This is a genomic window from Citrobacter sp. wls613, from assembly GCF_005281195.1.
GTDB lineage: Bacteria > Pseudomonadota > Gammaproteobacteria > Enterobacterales > Enterobacteriaceae > Citrobacter > Citrobacter gillenii.
On the sequence record NZ_SZXN01000064.1, the window covers coordinates 131,320 to 152,135 of the forward strand.

The following is a 20,816-nucleotide window of genomic DNA, read 5'->3' on the forward strand; positions in this document are numbered from 1 at the left end:
TTTCAGGGTTTTTGTGGCCATGAAATTTCAGCCGAAGAAATGTCAACCCGGCTGAGTAATACCCTGTATTTCTTCCATGCTGTAAGGCTCTCTTTTTCTTCGTCAGTTGCCATTTCCAGATCAACCGCGTCCTGCAGGATTGAAATATTCAGCGTGGCCTCGTCTATCATTCCTTGTTTCATAGAGCTAATAGACTCGATACTTTGTTGATCAATGATAGCCTGCTCCTCATCTGTAAGCGGAGGTCGTGAAAATGACTTGCCGTCAAACAGATATCCAGGACCTGCAATGTTGCTATCATCATATTCAACCAGCAAGGTTCCTTCCTCATGCTGATATTCGCCTTCTCCATCCCATAAGAAGGTGTTGATTACCACACCATCCTTAATTAATGCCCATGATTTCATTATGCGTACTCCCATACAATTACAAGGCCCTGAGATCCATCCCCACCAGCTACAGCGGCATTCCCGCCGTTTACTTTTGATGGTCCTCCGCCAGACCCAAATCCCGATCCGTTAACACCTTTAGCGTTGAACGCGGTGATAAAACCACCCGATCCAAATTGAGAGGAACCGCCCGGACCTTCGATAACACTTGATGCGCCTACAACGACTGAAGGTAATGTGCCTTGACCAGGCGTACCCACTATATTTGCACCATTAGCGCCAGCAGAAACAACCGCGGCTACCGTAGAAAAAGGGAAGTTATTCGTGGGCCCAGCTGGCTGCCCTGCTGAACCGCCCGCCGCCGTAAGAAGACTGCCGAAAGACGACCAGCCCCCGTCAGTAGCATACGCCCCTGAGACGGTACCCCCCTGGCCTTTGCCGCCCACTGTTACCAAAACGCCGTTAAAGTTGGAAGTAAACTGTCCCTTGCCGTAAGATCCGGCCCCACCCGGACCGCCAACTGACACCTGCCCAGCGCCAGCAGCGCGAGCCCCGGCGCTGCCGCCACCGCCGCCAATCATTTCAACGATTACCTTTTTCGTTCCGGGTGTCGCTGTGTATACGCCAGAATTATAAAAAACCTGAACATTCAGAAGTCGTCCAGGGCCTACAAGACCTTTAACAGCGGCGAGAAGCTGGTTATTGCTTGCACTGGACAGGGTGATGCCGGCCGCTTCAATAATCGATGCGATCTCTTCCTGAACAGAGTCAAAGAATTCCGCATTGAGCGCCGTTGGTAGCTCTCCCGTCTGCGGATTTCCGCCCGTAAAGCCGTTTTTTCCGGCACCGAATTTGTCTTTCTGGGCGGTGGATGTATCAATACGATGCATGGTTACTCCGGGTATTTAAAAATAACGTAGGTGTGTGATGGGGAAAGCTTGCTGAGGACGCACTCTGCGATAGTGTCGCCCCACGATCTTATGCTTTCAGTGCAGCTGCTGATTGCCGCCATTGGTGTTATCTGCGTAGCTGACGGCATGTTAACCTGCCAGTAATACCGCCACTCGTCGCTGTAGAGTGAGTCCGTACAGTCAGAGACACAGGTAAACTGAGACTTGTTGTAACGGGTGATCGTGACGCCGGTGTAGCCCAGCGCTTTCAGCTGCGACAGATAGAAAGCCTCATTAATGCCGCCAGCGAGATTAAGCTTTGCATCCAGACGCTGCCTGCGCTGCTGCAGTGTCTGGACGCCGGGTGGCGCGCAGTTGTCCGGAAGACCGCTGATTGCCTCATAACGGTCCATAAGCTCTGTTACCGAACGCGGATCGGTTTCCAGCATGAGCGCATCACCCCGCTCGTGCACCTCAGCCAGCGAAGGAGCGAGCCCGGTAAGCAGCAGGTCATCACTATCCCACGCAGGACCGCGCGGAAGTAATGCGCCAAGCATTTGCCGGTACTGCGCGGTTAAGTCCATGAAATCGCCCCCACAACGCCCACTTCACCTTTTCCGATCGTGATATCAGCGGACGGGCTTACCAGCGTGTGGCTGTACTCCCCCGTTGCAATACTGATCGCCTCACTGATGCGTGATGGTTTGAGGATGCTTTCAGGGCCGCCATCGCGCAGCATCATGGACCGAAGCTCCGCCTCTACTGCGTATCGGGTTTCAGATGTGTCAGGATTCAGGCGAATCTGGAAATTTACGACATGCGGAGTGGGAGCGAATACGTAAATGTCGGCCCCGGCTACCGGTGCCAGTGGTTCAATGTGGGTTTTCACAGCAGCAACAGTGGCAGCATCGGGGATCGGATTAATCAGGTCGCTGTTTGCCACCATCACTCCTACCGTTCCGCGCCCGCTCCAATGACGGTAAGTCCATGCGCGGGTGATTCCCGCGACTTCTTTAGCCCACACCTCGTAGTCACCGTCAGCGCCGCCCTGTGGGGTCCAGTAACACCGCTCTATGACACGCGCCCGCCAGACTTCCAAATCCTCAACGTCAGCTCCCCCCTGAATGCTGTCCGCCACACCCGCAGAGGTCAGGCCGGTTACCGGACTGACCAGGCGCATAGCAAGTCCGTCATCGGTGTTGCCGGCTTTACCGGCTGCGTCACAGGCAACAGGAATGCGAAGCACGCCGCCCGCAGATGTAGCCGCAGCTGTAGTCGTGAATGAAACCAAATCGTCACGCTGGATGGTTACCCCTGCCGGAATTGTGATGCCTGCATTTGCTACTGACCACCTCACGAAACCTGTCGCGGCGGTCGCTGATTTGCGCGGGCATCGCTTCATGTTGGCATGTCGCGTCAGCCAGTCCTCATCAGCAAGGTCCGGCAGAAGGTTGCGTGCGAGATAGTCGATATAGCCATAAACGGTATGAACTGCTGCCGCCTGTACGCGGCCATAAACCTCTGCATCATTGCGTCTCAGCGCCGCCAGCGACGTATCAGCTGCCAGCCGGGTAAGAATGTCGCTGCGCACTGCGGTAATTAACTGAGGGAGTGTCGGGCGGGTAAATCCACTGTCAGCCATTGAGTTCACTCCATAAATCATTAAAGGAAAATGCCGTGCGGTTGCCGTCTTTCTGGCTGATTACCACTGAGGCGCTTAGCGTTTTAATCCCGGTTCGCTCAGCCGTCACATCCACCCGCGCCGCTACGCCGTCATCCACCAGCCACTGAAGCGCCTGGCTGATATATTCGCGGGCTTTCAGTGGCGTTTTATTGTTGAGAGTCTGGCGGCTGAGGAGGTAAAGTCGTGAGCCGATACGGTCGTTCTGGACGGTCGGGAAGCTGTCGCCCCACCACCCGTTTTCCTGCTCAGGGTTATCGTCGGGCTCGGACTTTCGCCAGGAGAACAGGGAGATAATCACGGCGCGAGTAAGAGGATCTGGCGGCCACGTTACGTCACGCTGAATGCCATTGATGACAATAATCATGAAGCCACCATTTTTTGAGTTGTAGCGTCAGTTGTGCCGCCGCCATCGCCATTCTCTTTATGGGTGTGACCGTTGTATGTCACTCGCATTGCTGACATCGTCAGGCCGCCTGAGTCGCACTTATCTTTGATTTCGCCGGTGGCCTCGATATCCATTTCAAATCGAGCCTTTGGCGCATTGATGAAGGTGATCGGCTTACCTGCCCCATCGACGACAATCCCGGAACGGGTCAGCGTCACCGATTGTCCCTGATCGTCATAAACAGCAACTTCGCCACTCTTCAGGCCTTTGATGCGGTAGCGCCGGTCAGAAACTACCAGCACCACGCCATGCGAGCGATCGCCATCGAAATAAGCCGCTACGGCCTCGGCCCCCAGAATCGGCGCAGCCGTGAATCCATACGGCTCCATGTGCTCGATGTCGCTCTTACCCTCGCCGCCGGCCATCTCAATCTGAAGCATCTGGCATTTTGTAGCCGTATTCAGCCCGCGGACAACGGCGCGAGCCAGAAGGTTTGACAGTCCCCGGCTGATGCCGGAAAAAGGATTGGCCATCAGAAATCCACCTCTTCTTTCTTTTTCGTACGCTTGCCAGGCTTTTCCGGCTCGGGAAGGTAGGCATCTGCCGGCCCTACGCGAATCTCCGTGACTGTGCCGTTTTCATCCTGCTGATAGGTCACCTCAGCAATTATCAGCTGGCGATTACTGAAGCCGAGAATGGGATCAAACACGATGACCTGCTGATTAGGCCGCCAGAGTGAGCCATCCCCCTGTCGCCATCCCTGAACGGTATAGGTGGCCTCATCGGTACGGGCGGCACGCTGGCGCATTTCAAACTCAGCACGTTCACTGCAGGTTGCTGTCGTCGCATTCCCGGTCTGCCGGATAAGCATCGGTCGATAACGTTTAAGGCCGCCGTCAATCGTCTTCGCTCTGATGGCCGTCGTTGTTGCTTCACCAAAGTCATCATCATTCCCTTTTCGCTGGCCGGAGACCTGATAATCACTGAAGCGGTCGCGAATGCTTTTTTCGGTATCGCAGGAAAGAATGTTTTCACCCAGCACCAGCGCGGTGTGGGCCTGCTGGCTGCCGATGCCGCCGATAACCAGATCTCCCTGCTCATTGTCATAAGCAAGTGCCTGCTGAAGCCCGAGCATCTTATTCAGCACATCCATGACCGTTTCGCCCTGGTCTGCCTGAATACCCTGCAGTGCGCCCGAAGCGCCACCTGCATCAACCACCCTGATACTGAATGGCTTTGCCAGCTCTGCAGCGACCTGTGAAAGCGTACGGCCTGCATACTGGGACGGCGTGGCCGCACAGTCGATCAGGTCGGCCGTTTTGCTGCGGCCGGATATGCCAACACTTATGCTGCGTGCGTCGTAACGGACCGGAGTAGCTTCAATGTATCCCGTCATCACTTTATCGGTGCCAATCAGCACCTCCACAAGATCGCCGTTTTTAATGCGGTTACTCCGCGCGGCCTGGTCATTATCGCCAGGCCAGCTTCGGGTTATTTCAACGGTGAAGTCGCGGGCAATACGTTCGATACCAGCAGCGATGCGGACCGATGTCCATCCGCCCCATTCCTGACCGTTGACCCGCAGAATTACTGTGTTGTTCATCGCGCCGGCACCTTCAGAATTTTGACCGGAACGAAGCCGGGATGTCGGATGCCGTTACGGGCCGTTATTTCAGATGCCCGCGAGGCAGAGTCATACCAGTCAGCCGCCAGAACGAGGGCTGGCGTTACCTGTGCAGGCGTCTTTTCAGTGAGTCTCTCAATCTGTTCAAGCCGTGCTGAGATATCCCGGTTCACATCAGTGCGCACCGTTACCAGCGCCTGATAAAGCCCATCATCTGAGACGCGCTCCATCTCACGATCAATGGCCTCGTTGAGGCTGTCTCGCACCTGCGCAAGGTCATCCCATGAAATAACAGTGCTGTTATCAAGAGAGGTGGTTACGCCGGAAGAGGCCGAAACTGTGGCTGTCGCTGTGGTGTCCGAATCTGAAACCGCGTTGCCTGAATCAGAACGTATATTGCTGACGGCAGGATGCGATACTGTGACCGGCTGCTGCGGGTCCTGCTGGCGCGTGACAGTCCGGTTTGCTGGCTGTGGCAGACTTGTCACCGCATAGGCCGCTTCACTGATAGCAGTAGTTCTGACGGCCTGAGCCACATAATTACGCTGTGTGGACTGCGCCTGAGTGGTTTTACTGTCAGTTTTCCAGACGCCGCGCGGAGCCAATCCACTGTCAAGCGTGACGCCTGTTAACCCTCTGATCATCGACATCAGATCCGAAGCGTTGCCTGAGAGTTTTGAACCCGCGCGCCACATGGTCTGCAGCCTGTTTACAAAATTCATTCCACTTGACGGCGGCTGAAGCAGTACGGACAGATCACCCTGCATGAGTCGTGAGGCGGCACTTACACCTGAGTCGACATACTGAAAGGCATCGGTAACGTTATTGAACATGTCCGTCGCATCATCCAGAACGCCACTTTGCAAAAAGTCAGGCAAGCCATCCATTCCGAACGCGCTGAAAGCAGACGATATCGCATCATCCAGGAATGAAACGGATGAGGACAATTTCTGGCCCGTTGCCAGCCCTGCCGTAGGAAAAGACAGCTCGCCGGACTCAACGAAGCTAAAACTGACGCGACACATGCGCCCTTCGCTCTGCGAATGACTGACACGCACGGCATCGTCCACAACCACGTTCATTTCACCGTAGTAGGGATGAATCAGCGTGCACGCCCCCGGCTTTTCAATGGCTTCAATCAACCGGTTACGCTGCTCAAAGAAGTCATCACCTATCAGATAGGCCTGAACGCTGAAGCGACGCGTTGCCCTGCCTAAATCTTCCGCCCACGGTTTATCGCGATTGGGGTACTCATGAACCTGCACCCGGCGGCCAAATGTGGCCTCATCTTCTTCTACCTTAAACGCGATGCCCCGCAGCGAGGCATCCTGCAGATTATCTTTCCAGCTCATGCAATCTCCGGGCAATAAAAAACCCGCCGGTGCGGGTTACTGGTTTGAGAAGCGGTTATAGCCGACATCAAAGTTAAGCCAGGGTAGTGAATTACCAGCTGGCTCAACGCGCATTCCGGGAGGAGCATTTTCGAAAGAAACCTTCAGTTCCCCCTGCTGCCCCTTTTGAGACTGCAGAAGGGGTTTACTTGTATCTGCACTCTGGTCCATGCCAAGCAGTTCTTTAAGTCTTGGGATAAAGCCCTGATAGCCACGATCTGAGTCAGCCTGCTTGCTTTTGTTAACCAGCAGAGTTCCTACATCCGTGTTCTGTTTTGCGGCTTCATCATGCAGGTTATTAACGCGCTTCATGAGATCGAACAGCACGGAGATCGTGACGGTTATCACCCCCATGTTCGCAATGCCTTTCAGGTTTTTTGACAGTTTCCCCGCTTCGGTATTAGCACCGCCAAATCCTTTTACCATCGACGCCAGCCAGGCACCTGCAGTGAAAAAAGCCACGCCTTTTAATACGTTCTCCCATCCTCCAAGAGCCTGCGCGACGCCATCGATATTCTCCCAGACCTTTTTGACGACAGGGCCAGCTTGATCCCAGTTACTGACGATAAGGCTGCCAGCCAGGACCACCAGAGCGAGAAGTTTACCCATAGTGGTCATTTTCATAACTGAGTCGAAGGTTTTGAACGCTTTGGTAGCAACACCAAAGGCCGAGGCCGTGCCAAGCAAAGTAACGCCGAATTTGAATGCCCCCTTTACCATTTCGGGGTTGGTCTTCACGAACTGCCTGAACCGTTCAATCAACGGCTGCACTTTGGCGCTAAGTTTCACAATAGTTGGCAGGAACATATCGCCAATGGTAATGCTGGCTGCAGTGAACTGATTCTTCAGTAATTGAACGGAGTTGGACGTCGTAGCTGCACGCGATTCATATTCCTTCTGCATTGATGCGCCATATTGCTGCGCATCGGAAACACGACCAAAATTCTTTCTCAGCAGGTCAAGGTTGGTCAGCAATGGCGCAATTGCGCCTAAAGACTCCTTCCCGAAAAGAGCATTCATCACCGCTGCTTGTTTTTCTTTTGGCACTTTAGCGAGGGAATCCAGGACTTTAAGCATCGCTTTTTTCGAGTCTTTCTGCATATCAGCAGCCAGCTGTGCAGGATCGATTTTGATAAACTTCAGTGCTTTCTTCTGTGAGGATGTGGCTGATTTACCAGAGGTCAGGGAAAGCATGAAGTTCTTAATGCCCGTGGCGGCGATTTCAGACTCCACTCCCATTCCGGCAATCGTTGCACCCATTGCGGCTATCTCACCAGAGGCAACACCTGCAACTCCACCAAGTGGGCCGATCCGCGTCACTATCTCAGAGATTTTCCCGGCACTCGCCGGGCCGGTATTGCCGAGATAGTTGATTTTATCCGCAAGCCCGACAACGTCTTTCTGCGTCATTTTGAATGCGGTGCGCCACTGAGCCATCATCTGGCCTGACTCTTCAGCAGTCTGATCAAATGCAACGCCCATTTTTACAGCATCACTGGCGAACTGTTGCAGGTCTTCCCTGGCTATTCCCGCCTGACCACCAGCAGCAACGATCTGGGCAATCCCGTTCGCCGCCATTGGAAGCCGGGTCGAAAGCTTAAGCACATCCTCGCCCATTTCCTTAAACTGGGCTGGAGTGTCGAAATTAACAACCTTACGAACGTCGGCCATGGATGACTCAAATTCCATAGCCTGATTAATTGGAATCACGAAGGCCGACGCGATTGCTGTTCCCATGGCGGCCGCGTTCACCATTATGTTTTTTGCGTCTTTCTGGAAACCCTTAAGGTTTTTGCTCATACCTTTTAGCGGACCCGACAACTGATCCACCGCTGTGATAATCGCTTTTAGCTGGAAACTATCCGCCACGGTTCATTTCCTCATTAATGCGGATTGCCTCCGCTTCCATTTCAAGGAAGCGGGACAGTCCAGTTTTTTTTAGTTCAAGAGGGTTTATTCGCCAGAAATGGGCGGTGTTGTAGAGGCGTTTTCTGAGGTTTCCTCCGCTTCCGACCCCGTAAAAAAACCTACGATCGTCATAGAGGCCATGAAGATATCTTTCAACGCCATTTTGCTTGCTGATGAACGTGGAATACCGGCCAGTACCGGGATGTATTTGAGGCATGCACGTGTATCAAGTTTCATCTCACCGTTCTCGGTGTAGTTGAACGGTATGCCCATCTGCTCTACTTCATCATAGGTTGGCTCGCGGAACTCCAACACATGAAGCATCTCGCCATGCGCCTGCACAGGTTTTGTCAGCTGAAACTCACTCACTGGTAAAATCCTTCTGAGCCGTGGAATTCGAGGTCTACCGTACCCTCTTCCGCATTGTGGTTGGCTTCACCGAACTGGAAAGCTTCTGACAGCACGTAAACCATGCCGTTAGCCAGTTCGGCGGTGATAGTCATCTGGTCAGAGTCCATCAGCTTAGTGACCGGAAACGCCTTCGGCACTTTGAAGGTGCCCTTAACGTAAGGGGCCCGGTGCGTCTCTTTATAATCCACGTCACCGGCAAGGCCGATAACGTCATCACGCACTTTGGTGTTCATCGGCACTTCAATGCCACCGGTCAGCGACAGCTGCTGGCCGTCCACCTTGACGTATGCTGTACCCGCAATCTTTGTCATTACGCGGTCTCCTCGCTGTATTGCAGACGGAACTGATTAAGCAGCGCAAAGACGCGCAACTGGTTGACGTAATCCGGCGGGAAAAGCACGTCTACGCGAGTCGGGTCGCTGACGTTGCGCTCTACCACCAGGTGCTGCTTGAAGAGATCGAAGTTCTCCACGATCCCCGCACGCTCCATGGTGCGATAGCTGGCGCACATCTCACCCTTCAGCACGGCAGGCGTTACGATGGCCTGCCCAGGCCCGAAGCGCGTGCCGTCATTCGCCAGCTTGTGGCGAGGGTACTTACTGGTAATGATGCTTTTCAGCTGACGGATAACGTAGGCACTGGTGTGCAGCGTTTCACTGTCCAGGTAGCTGTTATCCGCCACGCCATAAGCGTTTGTCTGATAGGTGGTAATGTCGCGCTGGATGCGCAGCACCCCACTCTCAGCGTAGGCCGTGGCAATTCCATGCTTCAGCAGTGACTGCTGCTCGGTCAGGGTGAAGCGGCTCCCTGCCGGTGCCGGTAATGCGCCGGTAAGCTCGCCGGTCTGAGTCGGGCGGGCCGGATCAACGCGGATAAATACTGCATGACGGGCGGTGCGCAGTGCGACCAGTTCATCCGCCGCCGTCTGAACAGCTGGCTCATAACCGGCTGCGGTAATGTGCTGGTTGTTCATCGTGTCGCCATAGGCAACCAGCTCTGACAGCGTGCCGATCTTCGCGGTGTAGACGTGCCCATAAAGCTGGCGCGCATAACCCCAGCGACCGGAAGAATCGTTCATCTCAAGCGCCAGCGTCGCAAGCGAGGCAGAATCACTGAACGGCGTGCCGATAAAGTCAAACGGTTCATCTCCCATTGCGGCCACAGTCGCAGCCAGTGAGGGTGAGCCCGTACCGCCCGCCATCGCGACGATGGCAACGTTAACGCCATCGGGTGTGTTTTCGCTGCCTACAGTGCCGTAATAGTTGAGGGCAAGCGGGATATCGTTTCCGGTAAGCCCCTTGTGCCGGGCGGTGAGCGTCACCACGCCAGCAGTTGCAGCGGCGGTCACCGGTAGGTCGGCGTTAGCGTTAACAGCGGCGGCAAGCGTAGCCGACACAGCTGCCGGAGCATCGCCGGTCACCACGGCTGCCTGAACGCGCACTGCCCCGATATACAGGCTCAGCGTGCCGGATGCCTGTGCGTTACCTGTCAGCGTCACGGTGCCTTTGGCAGTTTCGCCATCCGGCTCGGTCACCGCAATGACCCACAGCTCACCAAAAGGATCGACGGCGCGGTACTGCGCCACCATACGGGCCAGCTGGCTGCCACGGCCTGCAACCTTGCCCGCCAGCGCCGCTGACGGCATGATGGTGAGTTTGTTTTTGGCGATGGTGCTGTCGGCTGAGGATAAGCCAATCAGCAGTGACGGGCCGCTACTCTGCGTGGTATTCGCTTCGCTGTTGTCCATCTCCGCCCAGAACAGCGGCACGCGGAGGTCTGACGGAATAGTGGGGAACGAGACTGACATTATTCACCGCCCTTTTTCTTGGTGTCAGCAGCGGTCTTTTCTTCTTCCGCGCTGACTTCTTCGACATCACCATCCGCAATGCGGCGGTGCCAGTAGCTGCTCTCTTCGACGTTCCGGCCTTCTGAGGGCAGCAGATCGCCCCGGACAGGGTCTGGAACAGACCGCCCGCGCTTGGGTTTGATTTGCATGGTTTACTCGCTGAGTTTGATTTTGGTGTGGTGTTCGATGATGCCGTCAGGGCCATTGCCCGGATCGATGTAGTCAATGTCGATTTCGACCGTTTTCAGCTCATCAAGAGCGTCAAGGTCATCCTGCTGGCGCGTGTCCTCCTCAGTGATTTCCCGCGTCAGCATGAATTCGAACTGGTAGTAAAGACGGCCCCGGTCCATATCCAAAAGTTGACCGCCGGAATAGGCTACCGGGCCAGCATCGGCGTCCGGCTCCCAGCCCAACAGAGCCTTCCAGATTTGCTTCCGGACATCATGCACGGCGTCGTACCCTGCGGCCTGACCACGCTCGTCGCGTGTATTATCCAGCACCACGACAACCGCGAAGCCTTCAGTCACGTTCTGCCAGTAGTCGGTCAGGGATTTCTGCTCTGCAGTCACGTCTTCTGTCGGCACAACATACGCCGCCGGCAGACGCATCTTTCCAGTTTCGGGGATAGACTTGAATTCAGCCGCCCCGGCTACGTTGCCCGCAAACATCGGACATCGCGCCCGGAGTGCGGCGATCACCAGTGATAGCTTCATTTCTTTTTCCTTTCAGGACGCAGTGAAGTGCGCAGTGCGCGGCTCAGCACATAACGCGTCCAGGCTTTACGCGCTTCAAGTACATCTGCCATATAGTTTTTTCGTGGTGCTACGCGCCAGCCGCCGCCACCAGACTTGCCTTTGTGGTGGCTTTTTTTGCGTTTTGCGCCTCGTCGTACCCCGTAAAACAGAAAGGCAGGATAGAAGTCACCTTCAATCAGCCTGTTACCCTCTCCTCTCTTCTGGTTCGGAGCAATTCGCACCATAAGTCCGGGTCTGTTCTTTGATGCACGGGGAACGTAATAACCGATCGAACGCGCCAACCTACCGCTACGAAAACCGGGGTTTTCTCCCGGTGCAGAACGTCCACGGCGCATCACCATCCGGCGGGCGTCACGCATATGGACCTGGCCGATTTTGATAAACGCCTTACGCATCTTGCCGCGATTAAAAACAAGGTCTTTTGGCTGTTCAAAATCAACGTGCAATAGCGGCTTAGCCATACATCTCTCCGGCGCGCTCTATTGCGCCCAATTCTTCACACTCCATCAGCAAATATCTTCGCTCCGAATTCAGGTCTCGAAGCCGCCTGACCCGGTAGATTATTGCATCGTAAACGACCTCAAAATCCGAAGTGATGCCCTTCCTGAAACGGATGGTGATGTAATGAGTGATTTTTTCTTCTGCCTGGACAGATTCATGATAGGTGGTCGCCCCAACCTGCCGAACCTTAGCCCACACATCTCTTTCATTCTGATAGACCGGTTCAACGCCATAATCAGCTGCTGCCTGGTCGATTCGCTGGCGCAGGTGAATGCGCTTATTGAGCTCGCCAGGGTCCGGCAGCGTAAATGTTGCACTGGTTCGTGTTGATCGGATGTGCATAATCAGAATCCAGAAGTTGGTAGCCTTCTCGGTGAAAGCAGGAACTCAAAAGCTTGCGGGGTTTCAGACATCTCAAGCTCAGATACTGAGCTTCGATTCTCATACCAGTGACTGACCAGCATCAACAAGCCCAGCCGGATATCCTCTGTAATAACCATACCGTCCGTGTCGAGATCGGGACGGTCAAGAATCGTTTTATAGAGGTTCCGGTTGAGATATGTGGTGGCCTTTGCTTCTGCCGCCAGCGCCAGAAGTGCAAGGTGCTGATCTTCTTCCGTGTAGTCAGTCTCAAGGCGGCACTGCATTTTAATTTCTTCCAGCGTCAGCAGCATGGGAGCACCTTATTTGCCTTTGGCTTTAGCCTTTTCTTCGGCTTCTGCTTTGGACTTGGCCTCTGCTTCTGCCATAGCTGCAGCTTCAGCCTTCGCTTTTTCCTCAGACTCTGCTTTAGCCTTTTCTTCGGCTTCTGCTTTGGACTTGGCGTCGTCCTGCACTTGCTCCGCATAGCCAAGCTTGATCAGTTCGCGACCATGCTGCTCTGTGGTTTCAATGCTTTCACCTTCCCGGATCACTTTGCCTTCAAAGTAATTTGGCTTTAAAAGAGTGAGTTTCATGCTGTTCCTCCCGGATAAGCGGCCCGAAGGCCGCCTGTTAATCGTTAGCCTGCAGAAGGCACCGTGAAGCTGCCGTAGATAAACGCCTCAGGGCGTTTGACCGCCAGAGCCAGGCGCTCTTCACAGCGAATTGAGATCATGTTTTTCTCAAAGTCGTCAGCGTTTTCGGTGGAGATAACCACGTTGGCATCTTCACGATCGAACAGCTGCGCGGCTGCGTTAAATGCGCCAGTCAGGAATTTACCCTGGAACGCAGCAGTTTCAGTTGCCACAACCGGCAGACCCCAAAGTGTCGGCCCGGTCAATGCTGACGGGTTAGCCAGGATGTAACGACCCAGCGTATCTTTAGTCAGCTCAATCTTCGCCCAGTCGATGAAGTGCAGGACGTGACCGGATGCCGGGAAGCGCGCCAGCTGAGCCTGAAGCATTGCCAGACGCAGATCGTCAATGCCGTTCTGTTGCTCAACACTGAACGCCGCAGCGAAAGCTGATGCCTGAGGCACGATACCTTTCAGATGCGCACCGGTACCGTCTCCGAACAGGATTTCCTGCTCTTCGACATACTTCAGGCCGTAGCGCATTTCGGCGTCAACGGTCGACTGCAACTGAGCGAAGTCATCAAGAATCTGTTTTGATGCTTTGAACATGTGCGCAATGGTTGTGACTGGCGTGATCTGCGTTGCAAACTCAATATCGCTGTACGGTTTTGCCGTCCCTTCAGGTACGACTTTCGCCGCATTGGTAAAACCGGTCTGCTGTACCCAGAAGATTGCAGGCGCACTGGTGCGGCCCGGCGCGATCAGGTCACGAATGAACAGGCGCTGTTTTGGCAGTGCGTCAATGCCCGGCAGGCGCTGTGGCTCTACCACGCCATCCGCTACGCCAGTGGAAAGCAGAGCGGCATTAACCGGCACGCTGACACGCTTGCCTCCCTCAACACTGGCGGCAAAAGCTTTCAGGGCCTCAGAGCTGATAACGGTATGGCCAACAGACTCGATAACCTTTTTAGCGTTACTGAGGGGCATCTGAGCAACGTGCTGCTCCAGTTCGCCCAACGAGGCTTTCAGCGTTTTGTTTGCTTCATTCAGCGCGTTGAACTCAGTCGCGATCTTATCTACCGCGTCTTTGGTCTGCGCTGAAAGCTGACCGGAGTTTTTTGCCTCTTTCAGCGCGTCCTCAGCTTTCTGACTGAAGGTGCCGGACACCTCTTCCAGCTTCGCGGATACTTTTTTCAGTAACTCATTTACATCTGACATGGTGATTCCTTATTTGCCGAACGCGGCCAGCGCGTTTTGAAGTTGTGCAATATTTTCAGGGTTTATTTCGTCGGTAGCGCCCGGCATACCTTCTGGGGTGGCAGCAGCGCCTGGCTTGCTGCCGGTTAAAGCTTTGAGAAGTTTTCGACGTTCAGAGCGCGGCGTGTCGGTTTTTGCCAGTAGCGCGTCAAGCTTGCGCAGGGCCGTTGCCGGGCTGTCATCGTCATCAGAGATTTCATCAGCTGATAGCAGGCGATCGGCAAATCCTTTTTCAACAGCATCGCTCCCGCCGATATAGGTTTCTGCATTCATCATTGCGTCGATGGTCACCGCATCCAGTCCGGTGCGCGCGCCGTAGATATCGTTCATGGCTTTGTCGAAAGGCTCCATATCCGTCGCAATTTGTGCCAGATCGTGACGGTTTCCCATCGCGTAAACCCAGCAGTTATGGATCATTAGGAAAGCGCCGCGACCGATCTGCACTTCATCACCGGCCATTGCGATGACTGAAGCAGCTGACGCAGCCAGACCGAGCACCTTCACGGTGACTTTCCCTTGGTACTCGCGCAGCAGGTTATAAATCGCCAGACCTTCAAACATATCGCCGCCAGGCGAATTAATATTTACGGTTACATCAGCGCCACCAATAGAACGCAGTGCGGCGGCGATGCGGCTGGCGGTTACGCCTTCGCCGTACCAGTCAGCGCCAATCACGTCGAACACAGAGATACTGTTCGCATCACTCTTTGCGGCTTTAATACCGCCGTTCCAGCGCTCCATTGCGGAAGACGGCAAATCGCGTTTTTCGCGCGCAAAAGGCCGCCCCTCCGGCGCTGCCGGAAGACTCTTTACTGTCATTGGGGTTGCTCCTAAGCCGCCTGCTTCAGCGGGGATTGTTCGAAAGGAATATCCGGGAAAACATAGTTGTGGATCTTAAGCAGGTTAGCGGCCTGAGCGGCCTGGCTGTTTTGCTTCAAATCTTCCAGAGGCGTCAGGTTCAGCTGAACCGTGTAGATATCACCACCTTCAATCGGCGGCAGATTTTCCAGACGGCGTACATCGTTGCGCGACATCCAGCCATTCTGCAATGCAGTGGTGTAGTAAGCAGAGCGCCCGGCACTGTCAGCGCGCAGAAGGCCTTCGACAGAGAATTCAGCAAACAGGTCTTCATCACCATTTAACAGACAGCGGGCAATCTCCTGCTCAATGTTAACCAGCAGAGGGCGGAGCGTATTGGTCAGAAACAGAAGGTTCATCCCCTCAACGCTTGAGGCCCAGCTGCTTTGTTTATCAATGTGACCCACCATAAAAGGCGGCACACGAAACCAGCGGCATATTTCCTCAATACTGAATGAACGGGACTGAAGCATCTGCGCCGCTTCAGGATTCATCGTGATGTTCTGATAGGTTAAATCCGCCTCCAGCACCATAGACTTACCGGCGTTCTTTGAACCAGCGAAAGCTGTGAGGTTTTTACGCAGGCGCTCACGCTGCTCTTTGGTCAGTACATTTTTGGAAGCGAAGTAACCCGAACTCTGCAAGCCGTTTTCAAATATCTTTGCTGCTGACTCTTCGACTGCCATTGCTGCGCCGAACACATCGCGACCAACGCTCATCGGCATCATTCCGCACACGCCATCAAGGCCAAAGCCGCGAATGTGCATCATGTTCTTAACCGGGATAACGCGCTTCACGCCCTTCTCGGTAAAGGTATATTCCAGTTCGCCACTGTCCAGGCGCTTAACCACCATGCACTGCGGAAGCAGCGGAACCAGCGAAACCAGCTTATTGCCGATCATCTTCTTTTCGACGAAAGCATTACCGCGCAGACACACACTGGCCACGACCATCAGCATAAATCGCGAAGGCGTCATTTCAGTGTTTGGACGGCGGCAGAGAAGCTGATACGCCGGATGATTTTGTGCCAGCTTGCGGGAGCCGTCTGGTTCCCGCTGATAGACTTTCATCGGCAGCGTGGATACGGATTCGCTCAGCAGTCGCACGCAGGCCCAGACAGCGGAAAGTGCGATTGCTTTATCAGCGGTAACCACCTTGCCGCTGCTGCTGGTACCGAACCACTCCTGAAAAAAATCGCCGTTAGTCAGGCTTATCGGAACGCCCAGCCAGTTAAGCAATGTGCTTTTTACCCGGCCAGGCTGTTTTTTTTCCTTCATCAGATACCTACCATGATCGGGTCATCAAAAAAGTCATCAGGATCGCCAGTTTCCACCAGCACCGCATCTTCCGCCGCGCCGATAGCCATAGCAGAAGCCACCACGCCATCAATGCGGCCGGTGCTTTTCTTTTTGGCAAAGATGCGGTTGTCCTTCTGGTCAGCCTCAAGTACCGCAGAGGCAGCATTCCAGCGCAGGCAGGGATTAGTTCGGATGCTGAGCGCTTTGTTGTTCAGGTGCTCTTCGAACAGTTCAATTGATCGCGGCATCCACAGGCCGGATTCCTGCGCCTTGTAGAAGCCCTGCCCGTGGGGGACTAAGTTAACGCTTACCGACTCGCTTTCGAGTTCAGGCTCCAGATACTTAATGCGGTACTGGTCAAACGCGATACATTTGATGTTGTACTTCGCCGCCAGCTCACCAATGCGGACGGCAACGAAACCGTAGTTGACCGCCTTACCCGGTGGGGCATGAATAAATCCGTTACGCAGCCAGGAATCGTAAGGCACGTGGTCAGTCTTGGCGCGCTCAAGCAATGAATCTTTGGGCGTCCAGAACTCAACCAGAAGTTTTTTTGTTTTGGGGAAGTACAGCGCCAGCGCGGTAAGGTCCCGCGAACCGGACAGGTCCAGGCCGCCATAACACTCTTCGCCGGTCAGCTCGTCAGGGTCAAAGTCCTGTTCGCAGTTCATCCAGGTGTCACTGTCAATCCACGGATCGGCAGATTCCACCCACTGGCAGAAATTCAGACGGCGGACAATGCTCTCTTTCGATGGCATGCCGCGTGCCTGCGTCACCTGCTCGCGAAGATACTTTTCGGTGAACGTGTGTCCCAGCGAAGGGTTGGCCTTTTTCCAGCACGTTTCGTCTTTAAACGGGTCGTCCCCTTCATCCAATGAACAGATGAAGCTGAAAAAGCTGTCATCCTCCAGATCGCCAGCGGATACCTTGCGGCCATACTCGTGATACTCAAAACAGACGCTGGTTTTATCATGGCCGCTGTTGGTGATCAGGAACATCAATGCCTGGCGGCGGCCTTTGGTACCGGCACGCATCATCTCAACGACGGCGTTTGTTTTGTGCTCATGCACTTCATCAATCAGCGCGCCGTGAGGACGCGGGCCGGACTGACCATCATCAGAGCTGATCGGTTTAAAGAAAGAGCCGGTCTGCAGGAAAGCCAGGTTCCAGACATTCAGTCCAGTGCCAGACTTGGTAATGCGCTGCGCCAGTGCGGGAGACTGATCAACCATTGTCACGGCATCGCGGAACAGGATCATCGCCTGGTCTTTTTTGGTGGCAGCCGCATAAACCTCAGCGCGTGGCTCTTTATCAGCCATCAGAAGATAGAGACCGACGCCGCCCGCCAGGGGCGATTTACCCGAACCCTTACCGGATTCGATATAGCTCATGCGGAAGCGGCGTGTTCCGTCTGCAGCCTTCCAGCCAAACAACGAGCCGACAATAAAGCACTGCCACGGCAGCAGGATAAAAGGCTGGCCCTCATGCTCGCCGCCGTTCAGCTTCAGCACCTTCGCAAAGAAGTCCACAACGCGGGTTACTGCATCCACATCCCAGAACAGACCTCGCTCTGGGCCTTGATCTAAATCCCGGAGGTGACGTGCACACGCCGCACGGATATCAGGCCCGGCAAGCTCTGCACCGCTAGTCACATCCAGTGCGTACTGCGTTGCCGGATCAACCGAAGAACTGGTTGAGCGGGTCTTCTTCTTTTTCTCCACCATCTGCATTCACCTTTGACCGGGCAGCCGGTGTAAGGCCGAATTCCACCAGGTAACTTTTGAAACGACGATCGGCATCCGCCAGCATGGCGACAGCCGGATTCGCTTTAATTAAAAAATCACCCATCTGGGTTTTAGTCGTATAGGTGCGCCCTTCGATATCGACTATCTGGCGAAGCTGCAAGATTTCAGCATATAAATCGCAGAGCCGTTCGAGCGCAAAAGTATCCGCAACCGTAAGCACGCCCATTCCGTCAAGAAGCACGGTAAGCCTGCCCCAGGCTGTTTTACCCCAGTCGGTCAGATGAGATGGAGGGCTTGGGATTTCACGGGCAGGCTTTGGCTCATTTTTATTAAGCGCACGCTTGCCCGGATTGCCGGTAACAACTTTCAGATGGGTAGGTTTTGGTCGTCTTCCGGCCATGAAAACCTCCCAGAAAAAAACTTTTCATTTCGCGGTTGTGCATAAAAAGGGGGGCGGGCGGTCAGGAAGGCGGTTGCCTCTGAAGTCTTTACCCGCCCCTCCACGTGCGTTTGTGGCTCATCACCTACGCCAGTGCGACTGTGGGTCCAGTGGCAGCCCGTTCTCATCGCATCCTATGACGTGCCCTCGCTTCTCTTCGCGTTGCTTGGTGGAGTCGTGGTGCTGCTTACAGAGGGACTGCCAGTTGTCTTTATCCCAGAAGAGTTTCTGAGCTTTCGCTATCTCTTCCGGCTTGCCGCCATTTAGAGCCTCTTTGAGCTTGTGTGCTTTAATGTGGTCAACAACGGAAGCCGCCTCTGCCCTGTTCTGCCGGTGGCACATGACGCAGAGAGGGTGTGACTTCAGGAATGACAGTCTGGCCTTATCCCAGCGACTGTTATAAATACGTGGCTCGGACATATTCACTCCAATAAAAAACCGCCCGTAGGCGGTTATATTCAGCAGGTCGCATGTTATCTGTGAATGACAAACAGTGATTTGCATTGAGGGCAGAGCAACGGTAGTTCTTGCCGTACTTTTGTGGACGGGTGGTTCGAGTTATGGCCGCATATCGGGCAAGCCACTGTTGTTTTGGTCGCCGCTTCAACGCGTTTAAGTGCGTAATCGAAGAATGACATATTTTTAACCCCTCTAAGAATGAGGTCTATCATACCACGATTGATTATTTTTTAATCTAAAATAGCCACAACTTAGCACTTAATCACCGAGTTAATAAACTGCTATCGGTTGGTTGTTTGCAGTTCGCCTGCCACGATTTGTTATGCGCCAGGATGTCGCGCTTCGTCTGACGATCCATCACTTGGATGTCGTGCTCAGTGAGGCGAATCGCACTCACCCAGTCACAGCCGGTATCGAAGACCTCAACCTTTGCGGGTCCAGTTTGAGCGCAGCTCACGATCAACATCGTCATCAGGCATATGGCTAACAGTCTGTTGTACATTGCTGGCCTCTCTGGTTGCTTCGACGCGACGTTCTGCGGCTGCTTTGGTGGCTGTGGCGTTATCATCGGTACGCTGTTTATCCGATTTGGCTTCAGCCTTTTCGCGACCACGCATGCTGCCCAGGCCAAAAGCGCCGAGCACCATAATGATTGCGAAGCCGATAGAAGCCAGAATAGCTTTCAGTTTCGTCATAGACTCACGCGCTCCCGTACCCAGCCATACACAAATGACTCGTTAGCCGGGCGCTGTTCTGCCAGTTCGAGATATCGTTGACCCTGGCTGCAGTTCAGTCCGCGGAGCAATACGGATTCCCCTTCACTTCCGCGTTTCGCCAGAAAGGATTTAAGGGCGCTGATACTTCGCGGGCCAATCTGGCCATCGGCGATCAGATCGGGATAGAGCTGCTGCTGGTTATTGAAGACATTCAGCCAACGCTGGAACCATTTCACCTGCACTGATGGCCCCATATTCACGCCGGTGTCGCACAGTTCGGCAGCGATGACCGGCGACACGGTAGCTACCTGGTCGAAGCGTGGACCATACCAGTAATCAGCCTCGAGTATTTCGAGAGCTTGCTGCCGTGTCAGGTTACGCATATCACCGGTATAGCCATGGGCGCGTGCCGTTGCCTGAGTGATGCCCCAGTTTGTCGGGCCGCCCTTATCGTTCGGGTGATTAACGTAGCCACCCTCTTTGCCGAGAATGCTGTTGAAGATATCGTCTTTGGTCATCATTCAGCCCTTACGACTTTTGCCAGATTGCCTTTGGCACGCCAGACAGCAATACATATGGCCAGGTTGAGGAATAACTCACCCGGGTCAACGTTACTGTAACGCCCGAGAAGAATACGGAAAGCGGTGAAGCCAGCCGCCAGAATCAGCAGGTAAGCCATCCACGCATAACTGGGTCGGTGTGTCTTCCCGGCTTTACTGAAGAACATCAGGCGCACCACGATCGCCATACAGATGATCGCGTTTGCGTCCAGGATGACGGAATGCCATGTCATTTCCCTTCCTCCTCCAGCCCGGGCATCTTGCCGCGCCGTGATTTGGCGACGATTCGAAGCAGGACTGCGACGGAAATGGAAGCGGATACCAGCGCACCGACATTCGGTGAAACTTCGATACTGACTGGCGGCTGCAACAACCCGAGGGCTGTGTTGATTACCCCGGCGAGTATCTTTGCCATGGGAACGGAGAAGAACACGCCCCCCATGAATGAGATGACCGCGAAGAGCATCTGCTTCCAGAGTTGATGAGGCTCTGAGGTCAGCACATACATTGCCGCCCCGGCAAGCGCACATAACATTACGCCAGGCGTCGCCTCCGGGAACATAGTGGCGAAAGTGATCCCTACCGTAGCGGAGGTCACCCCACTGGCAATTGTGATTGGCTCAGACATAGTTATTCCGTGTGTAGAGGGTCAGGCTGCACGGGCTGAATTTATCAACAAAGCACGTAGCGGATGATTCCCGTGAGC

At 54.3% G+C, this 20,816-nt stretch carries 30 protein-coding genes; all 30 read right to left on the reverse strand.

Features of this window, described 5'->3' with window-relative positions; translation table 11 throughout:
- Window positions 1-2: 2 nt before the first annotated feature.
- Window positions 3-407, reverse strand: a complete 405-nt coding sequence (locus FDX01_RS14470) for a tail fiber assembly protein (RefSeq protein ID WP_137399987.1) — start codon at window positions 405-407, stop codon at window positions 3-5.
- Entirely contained in the window at window positions 407-1,279 is an 873-nt protein-coding gene (locus tag FDX01_RS14475; protein ID WP_137399988.1) for a carbohydrate kinase, read from the reverse strand. The genes FDX01_RS14470 and FDX01_RS14475 overlap by 1 nt, the downstream gene beginning before the upstream one ends.
- A gap of 2 nt (window positions 1,280-1,281) precedes the next feature.
- The gene (locus FDX01_RS14480) at window positions 1,282-1,863 is read right to left on the reverse strand and encodes a YmfQ family protein (RefSeq protein WP_137399989.1); all 582 of its coding nucleotides are present in this window, start codon (window positions 1,861-1,863) and stop codon (window positions 1,282-1,284) included.
- Window positions 1,854-2,921, reverse strand: coding sequence for a baseplate J/gp47 family protein (locus FDX01_RS14485; protein WP_137399990.1), 1,068 nt, complete (start codon window positions 2,919-2,921; stop codon window positions 1,854-1,856). Before FDX01_RS14485 ends, FDX01_RS14480 begins: the two co-directional genes overlap by 10 nt.
- Window positions 2,914-3,327 (reverse strand): phage GP46 family protein, encoded by a 414-nt coding sequence (locus FDX01_RS14490; protein ID WP_137399991.1) that lies wholly within the window; start codon window positions 3,325-3,327, stop codon window positions 2,914-2,916. The genes FDX01_RS14485 and FDX01_RS14490 overlap by 8 nt, the downstream gene beginning before the upstream one ends.
- Window positions 3,324-3,881, reverse strand: a complete 558-nt coding sequence (locus FDX01_RS14495) for a phage baseplate assembly protein V (protein WP_137399992.1) — start codon at window positions 3,879-3,881, stop codon at window positions 3,324-3,326. The genes FDX01_RS14490 and FDX01_RS14495 overlap by 4 nt, the downstream gene beginning before the upstream one ends.
- Window positions 3,881-4,951 carry a phage baseplate assembly protein gene (locus FDX01_RS14500; protein ID WP_137399993.1) on the reverse strand — a complete coding sequence of 357 codons (1,071 nt, stop codon included), beginning with the start codon at window positions 4,949-4,951 and terminating at the stop codon, window positions 3,881-3,883. The genes FDX01_RS14495 and FDX01_RS14500 overlap by 1 nt, the downstream gene beginning before the upstream one ends.
- Window positions 4,948-6,324: a DNA circularization N-terminal domain-containing protein gene (locus tag FDX01_RS14505; RefSeq protein ID WP_137399994.1), complete on the reverse strand. Its 1,377-nt coding sequence runs from the start codon at window positions 6,322-6,324 to the stop codon at window positions 4,948-4,950. The genes FDX01_RS14500 and FDX01_RS14505 overlap by 4 nt, the downstream gene beginning before the upstream one ends.
- Before the next feature lie 36 nt (window positions 6,325-6,360).
- Complete coding sequence (locus tag FDX01_RS14510) at window positions 6,361-8,232, reverse strand: phage tail tape measure protein (RefSeq protein WP_137399995.1); 1,872 nt, start codon at window positions 8,230-8,232, stop codon at window positions 6,361-6,363.
- A gap of 84 nt (window positions 8,233-8,316) precedes the next feature.
- Window positions 8,317-8,595 carry a phage tail assembly protein gene (locus FDX01_RS14515; RefSeq protein ID WP_249360992.1) on the reverse strand — a complete coding sequence of 93 codons (279 nt, stop codon included), beginning with the start codon at window positions 8,593-8,595 and terminating at the stop codon, window positions 8,317-8,319.
- A gap of 41 nt (window positions 8,596-8,636) precedes the next feature.
- Window positions 8,637-8,993 (reverse strand): phage tail tube protein, encoded by a 357-nt coding sequence (locus tag FDX01_RS14520; protein WP_137399997.1) that lies wholly within the window; start codon window positions 8,991-8,993, stop codon window positions 8,637-8,639.
- Window positions 8,993-10,489: a phage tail sheath subtilisin-like domain-containing protein gene (locus FDX01_RS14525; protein ID WP_137399998.1), complete on the reverse strand. Its 1,497-nt coding sequence runs from the start codon at window positions 10,487-10,489 to the stop codon at window positions 8,993-8,995. Before FDX01_RS14525 ends, FDX01_RS14520 begins: the two co-directional genes overlap by 1 nt.
- Window positions 10,489-10,677 carry a DUF2635 domain-containing protein gene (locus tag FDX01_RS14530; protein ID WP_137399999.1) on the reverse strand — a complete coding sequence of 63 codons (189 nt, stop codon included), beginning with the start codon at window positions 10,675-10,677 and terminating at the stop codon, window positions 10,489-10,491. The genes FDX01_RS14525 and FDX01_RS14530 overlap by 1 nt, the downstream gene beginning before the upstream one ends.
- Window positions 10,678-10,680: 3 nt before the next feature.
- Window positions 10,681-11,241, reverse strand: a complete 561-nt coding sequence (locus FDX01_RS14535) for a hypothetical protein (RefSeq protein ID WP_137400000.1) — start codon at window positions 11,239-11,241, stop codon at window positions 10,681-10,683.
- Window positions 11,238-11,744, reverse strand: a complete 507-nt coding sequence (locus FDX01_RS14540) for a hypothetical protein (RefSeq protein WP_137400001.1) — start codon at window positions 11,742-11,744, stop codon at window positions 11,238-11,240. The genes FDX01_RS14535 and FDX01_RS14540 overlap by 4 nt, the downstream gene beginning before the upstream one ends.
- Window positions 11,737-12,126: a phage head closure protein gene (locus FDX01_RS14545; RefSeq protein WP_137400002.1), complete on the reverse strand. Its 390-nt coding sequence runs from the start codon at window positions 12,124-12,126 to the stop codon at window positions 11,737-11,739. The genes FDX01_RS14540 and FDX01_RS14545 overlap by 8 nt, the downstream gene beginning before the upstream one ends.
- 2 nt (window positions 12,127-12,128) lie before the next feature.
- A complete protein-coding gene (locus tag FDX01_RS14550) occupies window positions 12,129-12,458 on the reverse strand; it encodes a head-tail connector protein (RefSeq protein ID WP_137400003.1) in 330 nt (109 codons plus the stop codon).
- A gap of 9 nt (window positions 12,459-12,467) precedes the next feature.
- Complete coding sequence (locus FDX01_RS14555) at window positions 12,468-12,740, reverse strand: hypothetical protein (RefSeq protein ID WP_137400004.1); 273 nt, start codon at window positions 12,738-12,740, stop codon at window positions 12,468-12,470.
- Between the two features lie 44 nt (window positions 12,741-12,784).
- Window positions 12,785-13,996, reverse strand: coding sequence for a phage major capsid protein (locus FDX01_RS14560; RefSeq protein ID WP_137400005.1), 1,212 nt, complete (start codon window positions 13,994-13,996; stop codon window positions 12,785-12,787).
- A 9-nt stretch (window positions 13,997-14,005) separates the two neighbouring features.
- Entirely contained in the window at window positions 14,006-14,854 is an 849-nt protein-coding gene (locus FDX01_RS14565) for a head maturation protease, ClpP-related (protein ID WP_137400006.1), read from the reverse strand.
- Window positions 14,855-14,865: 11 nt separating this feature from the next.
- Window positions 14,866-16,170 carry a phage portal protein gene (locus FDX01_RS14570; RefSeq protein WP_137400007.1) on the reverse strand — a complete coding sequence of 435 codons (1,305 nt, stop codon included), beginning with the start codon at window positions 16,168-16,170 and terminating at the stop codon, window positions 14,866-14,868.
- A complete protein-coding gene (locus FDX01_RS14575; RefSeq protein WP_137400008.1) occupies window positions 16,170-17,915 on the reverse strand; it encodes a terminase TerL endonuclease subunit in 1,746 nt (581 codons plus the stop codon). Before FDX01_RS14575 ends, FDX01_RS14570 begins: the two co-directional genes overlap by 1 nt.
- Window positions 17,869-18,336: a phage terminase small subunit P27 family gene (locus FDX01_RS14580; RefSeq protein WP_137400009.1), complete on the reverse strand. Its 468-nt coding sequence runs from the start codon at window positions 18,334-18,336 to the stop codon at window positions 17,869-17,871. Before FDX01_RS14580 ends, FDX01_RS14575 begins: the two co-directional genes overlap by 47 nt.
- Window positions 18,337-18,456: 120 nt before the next feature.
- Window positions 18,457-18,795 carry an HNH endonuclease signature motif containing protein gene (locus FDX01_RS14585; RefSeq protein ID WP_137400010.1) on the reverse strand — a complete coding sequence of 113 codons (339 nt, stop codon included), beginning with the start codon at window positions 18,793-18,795 and terminating at the stop codon, window positions 18,457-18,459.
- Between the two features lie 53 nt (window positions 18,796-18,848).
- Window positions 18,849-19,046, reverse strand: coding sequence for a YnfU family zinc-binding protein (locus tag FDX01_RS23860; RefSeq protein ID WP_316340051.1), 198 nt, complete (start codon window positions 19,044-19,046; stop codon window positions 18,849-18,851).
- A 50-nt stretch (window positions 19,047-19,096) separates the two neighbouring features.
- Window positions 19,097-19,300, reverse strand: a complete 204-nt coding sequence (locus tag FDX01_RS23865; RefSeq protein ID WP_137400031.1) for a hypothetical protein — start codon at window positions 19,298-19,300, stop codon at window positions 19,097-19,099.
- On the reverse strand, window positions 19,257-19,529 hold the full coding sequence (locus FDX01_RS14595) for a hypothetical protein (RefSeq protein ID WP_096757381.1): 273 nt from the start codon (window positions 19,527-19,529) through the stop codon (window positions 19,257-19,259). Before FDX01_RS14595 ends, FDX01_RS23865 begins: the two co-directional genes overlap by 44 nt.
- Window positions 19,526-20,068, reverse strand: a complete 543-nt coding sequence (locus FDX01_RS14600) for a glycosyl hydrolase 108 family protein (RefSeq protein WP_049041746.1) — start codon at window positions 20,066-20,068, stop codon at window positions 19,526-19,528. Before FDX01_RS14600 ends, FDX01_RS14595 begins: the two co-directional genes overlap by 4 nt.
- Window positions 20,068-20,343, reverse strand: coding sequence for a phage holin family protein (locus FDX01_RS14605; RefSeq protein WP_049041753.1), 276 nt, complete (start codon window positions 20,341-20,343; stop codon window positions 20,068-20,070). Before FDX01_RS14605 ends, FDX01_RS14600 begins: the two co-directional genes overlap by 1 nt.
- Window positions 20,340-20,738: a putative holin gene (locus tag FDX01_RS14610; RefSeq protein ID WP_049041756.1), complete on the reverse strand. Its 399-nt coding sequence runs from the start codon at window positions 20,736-20,738 to the stop codon at window positions 20,340-20,342. The genes FDX01_RS14605 and FDX01_RS14610 overlap by 4 nt, the downstream gene beginning before the upstream one ends.
- Window positions 20,739-20,816: the final 78 nt, after the last annotated feature.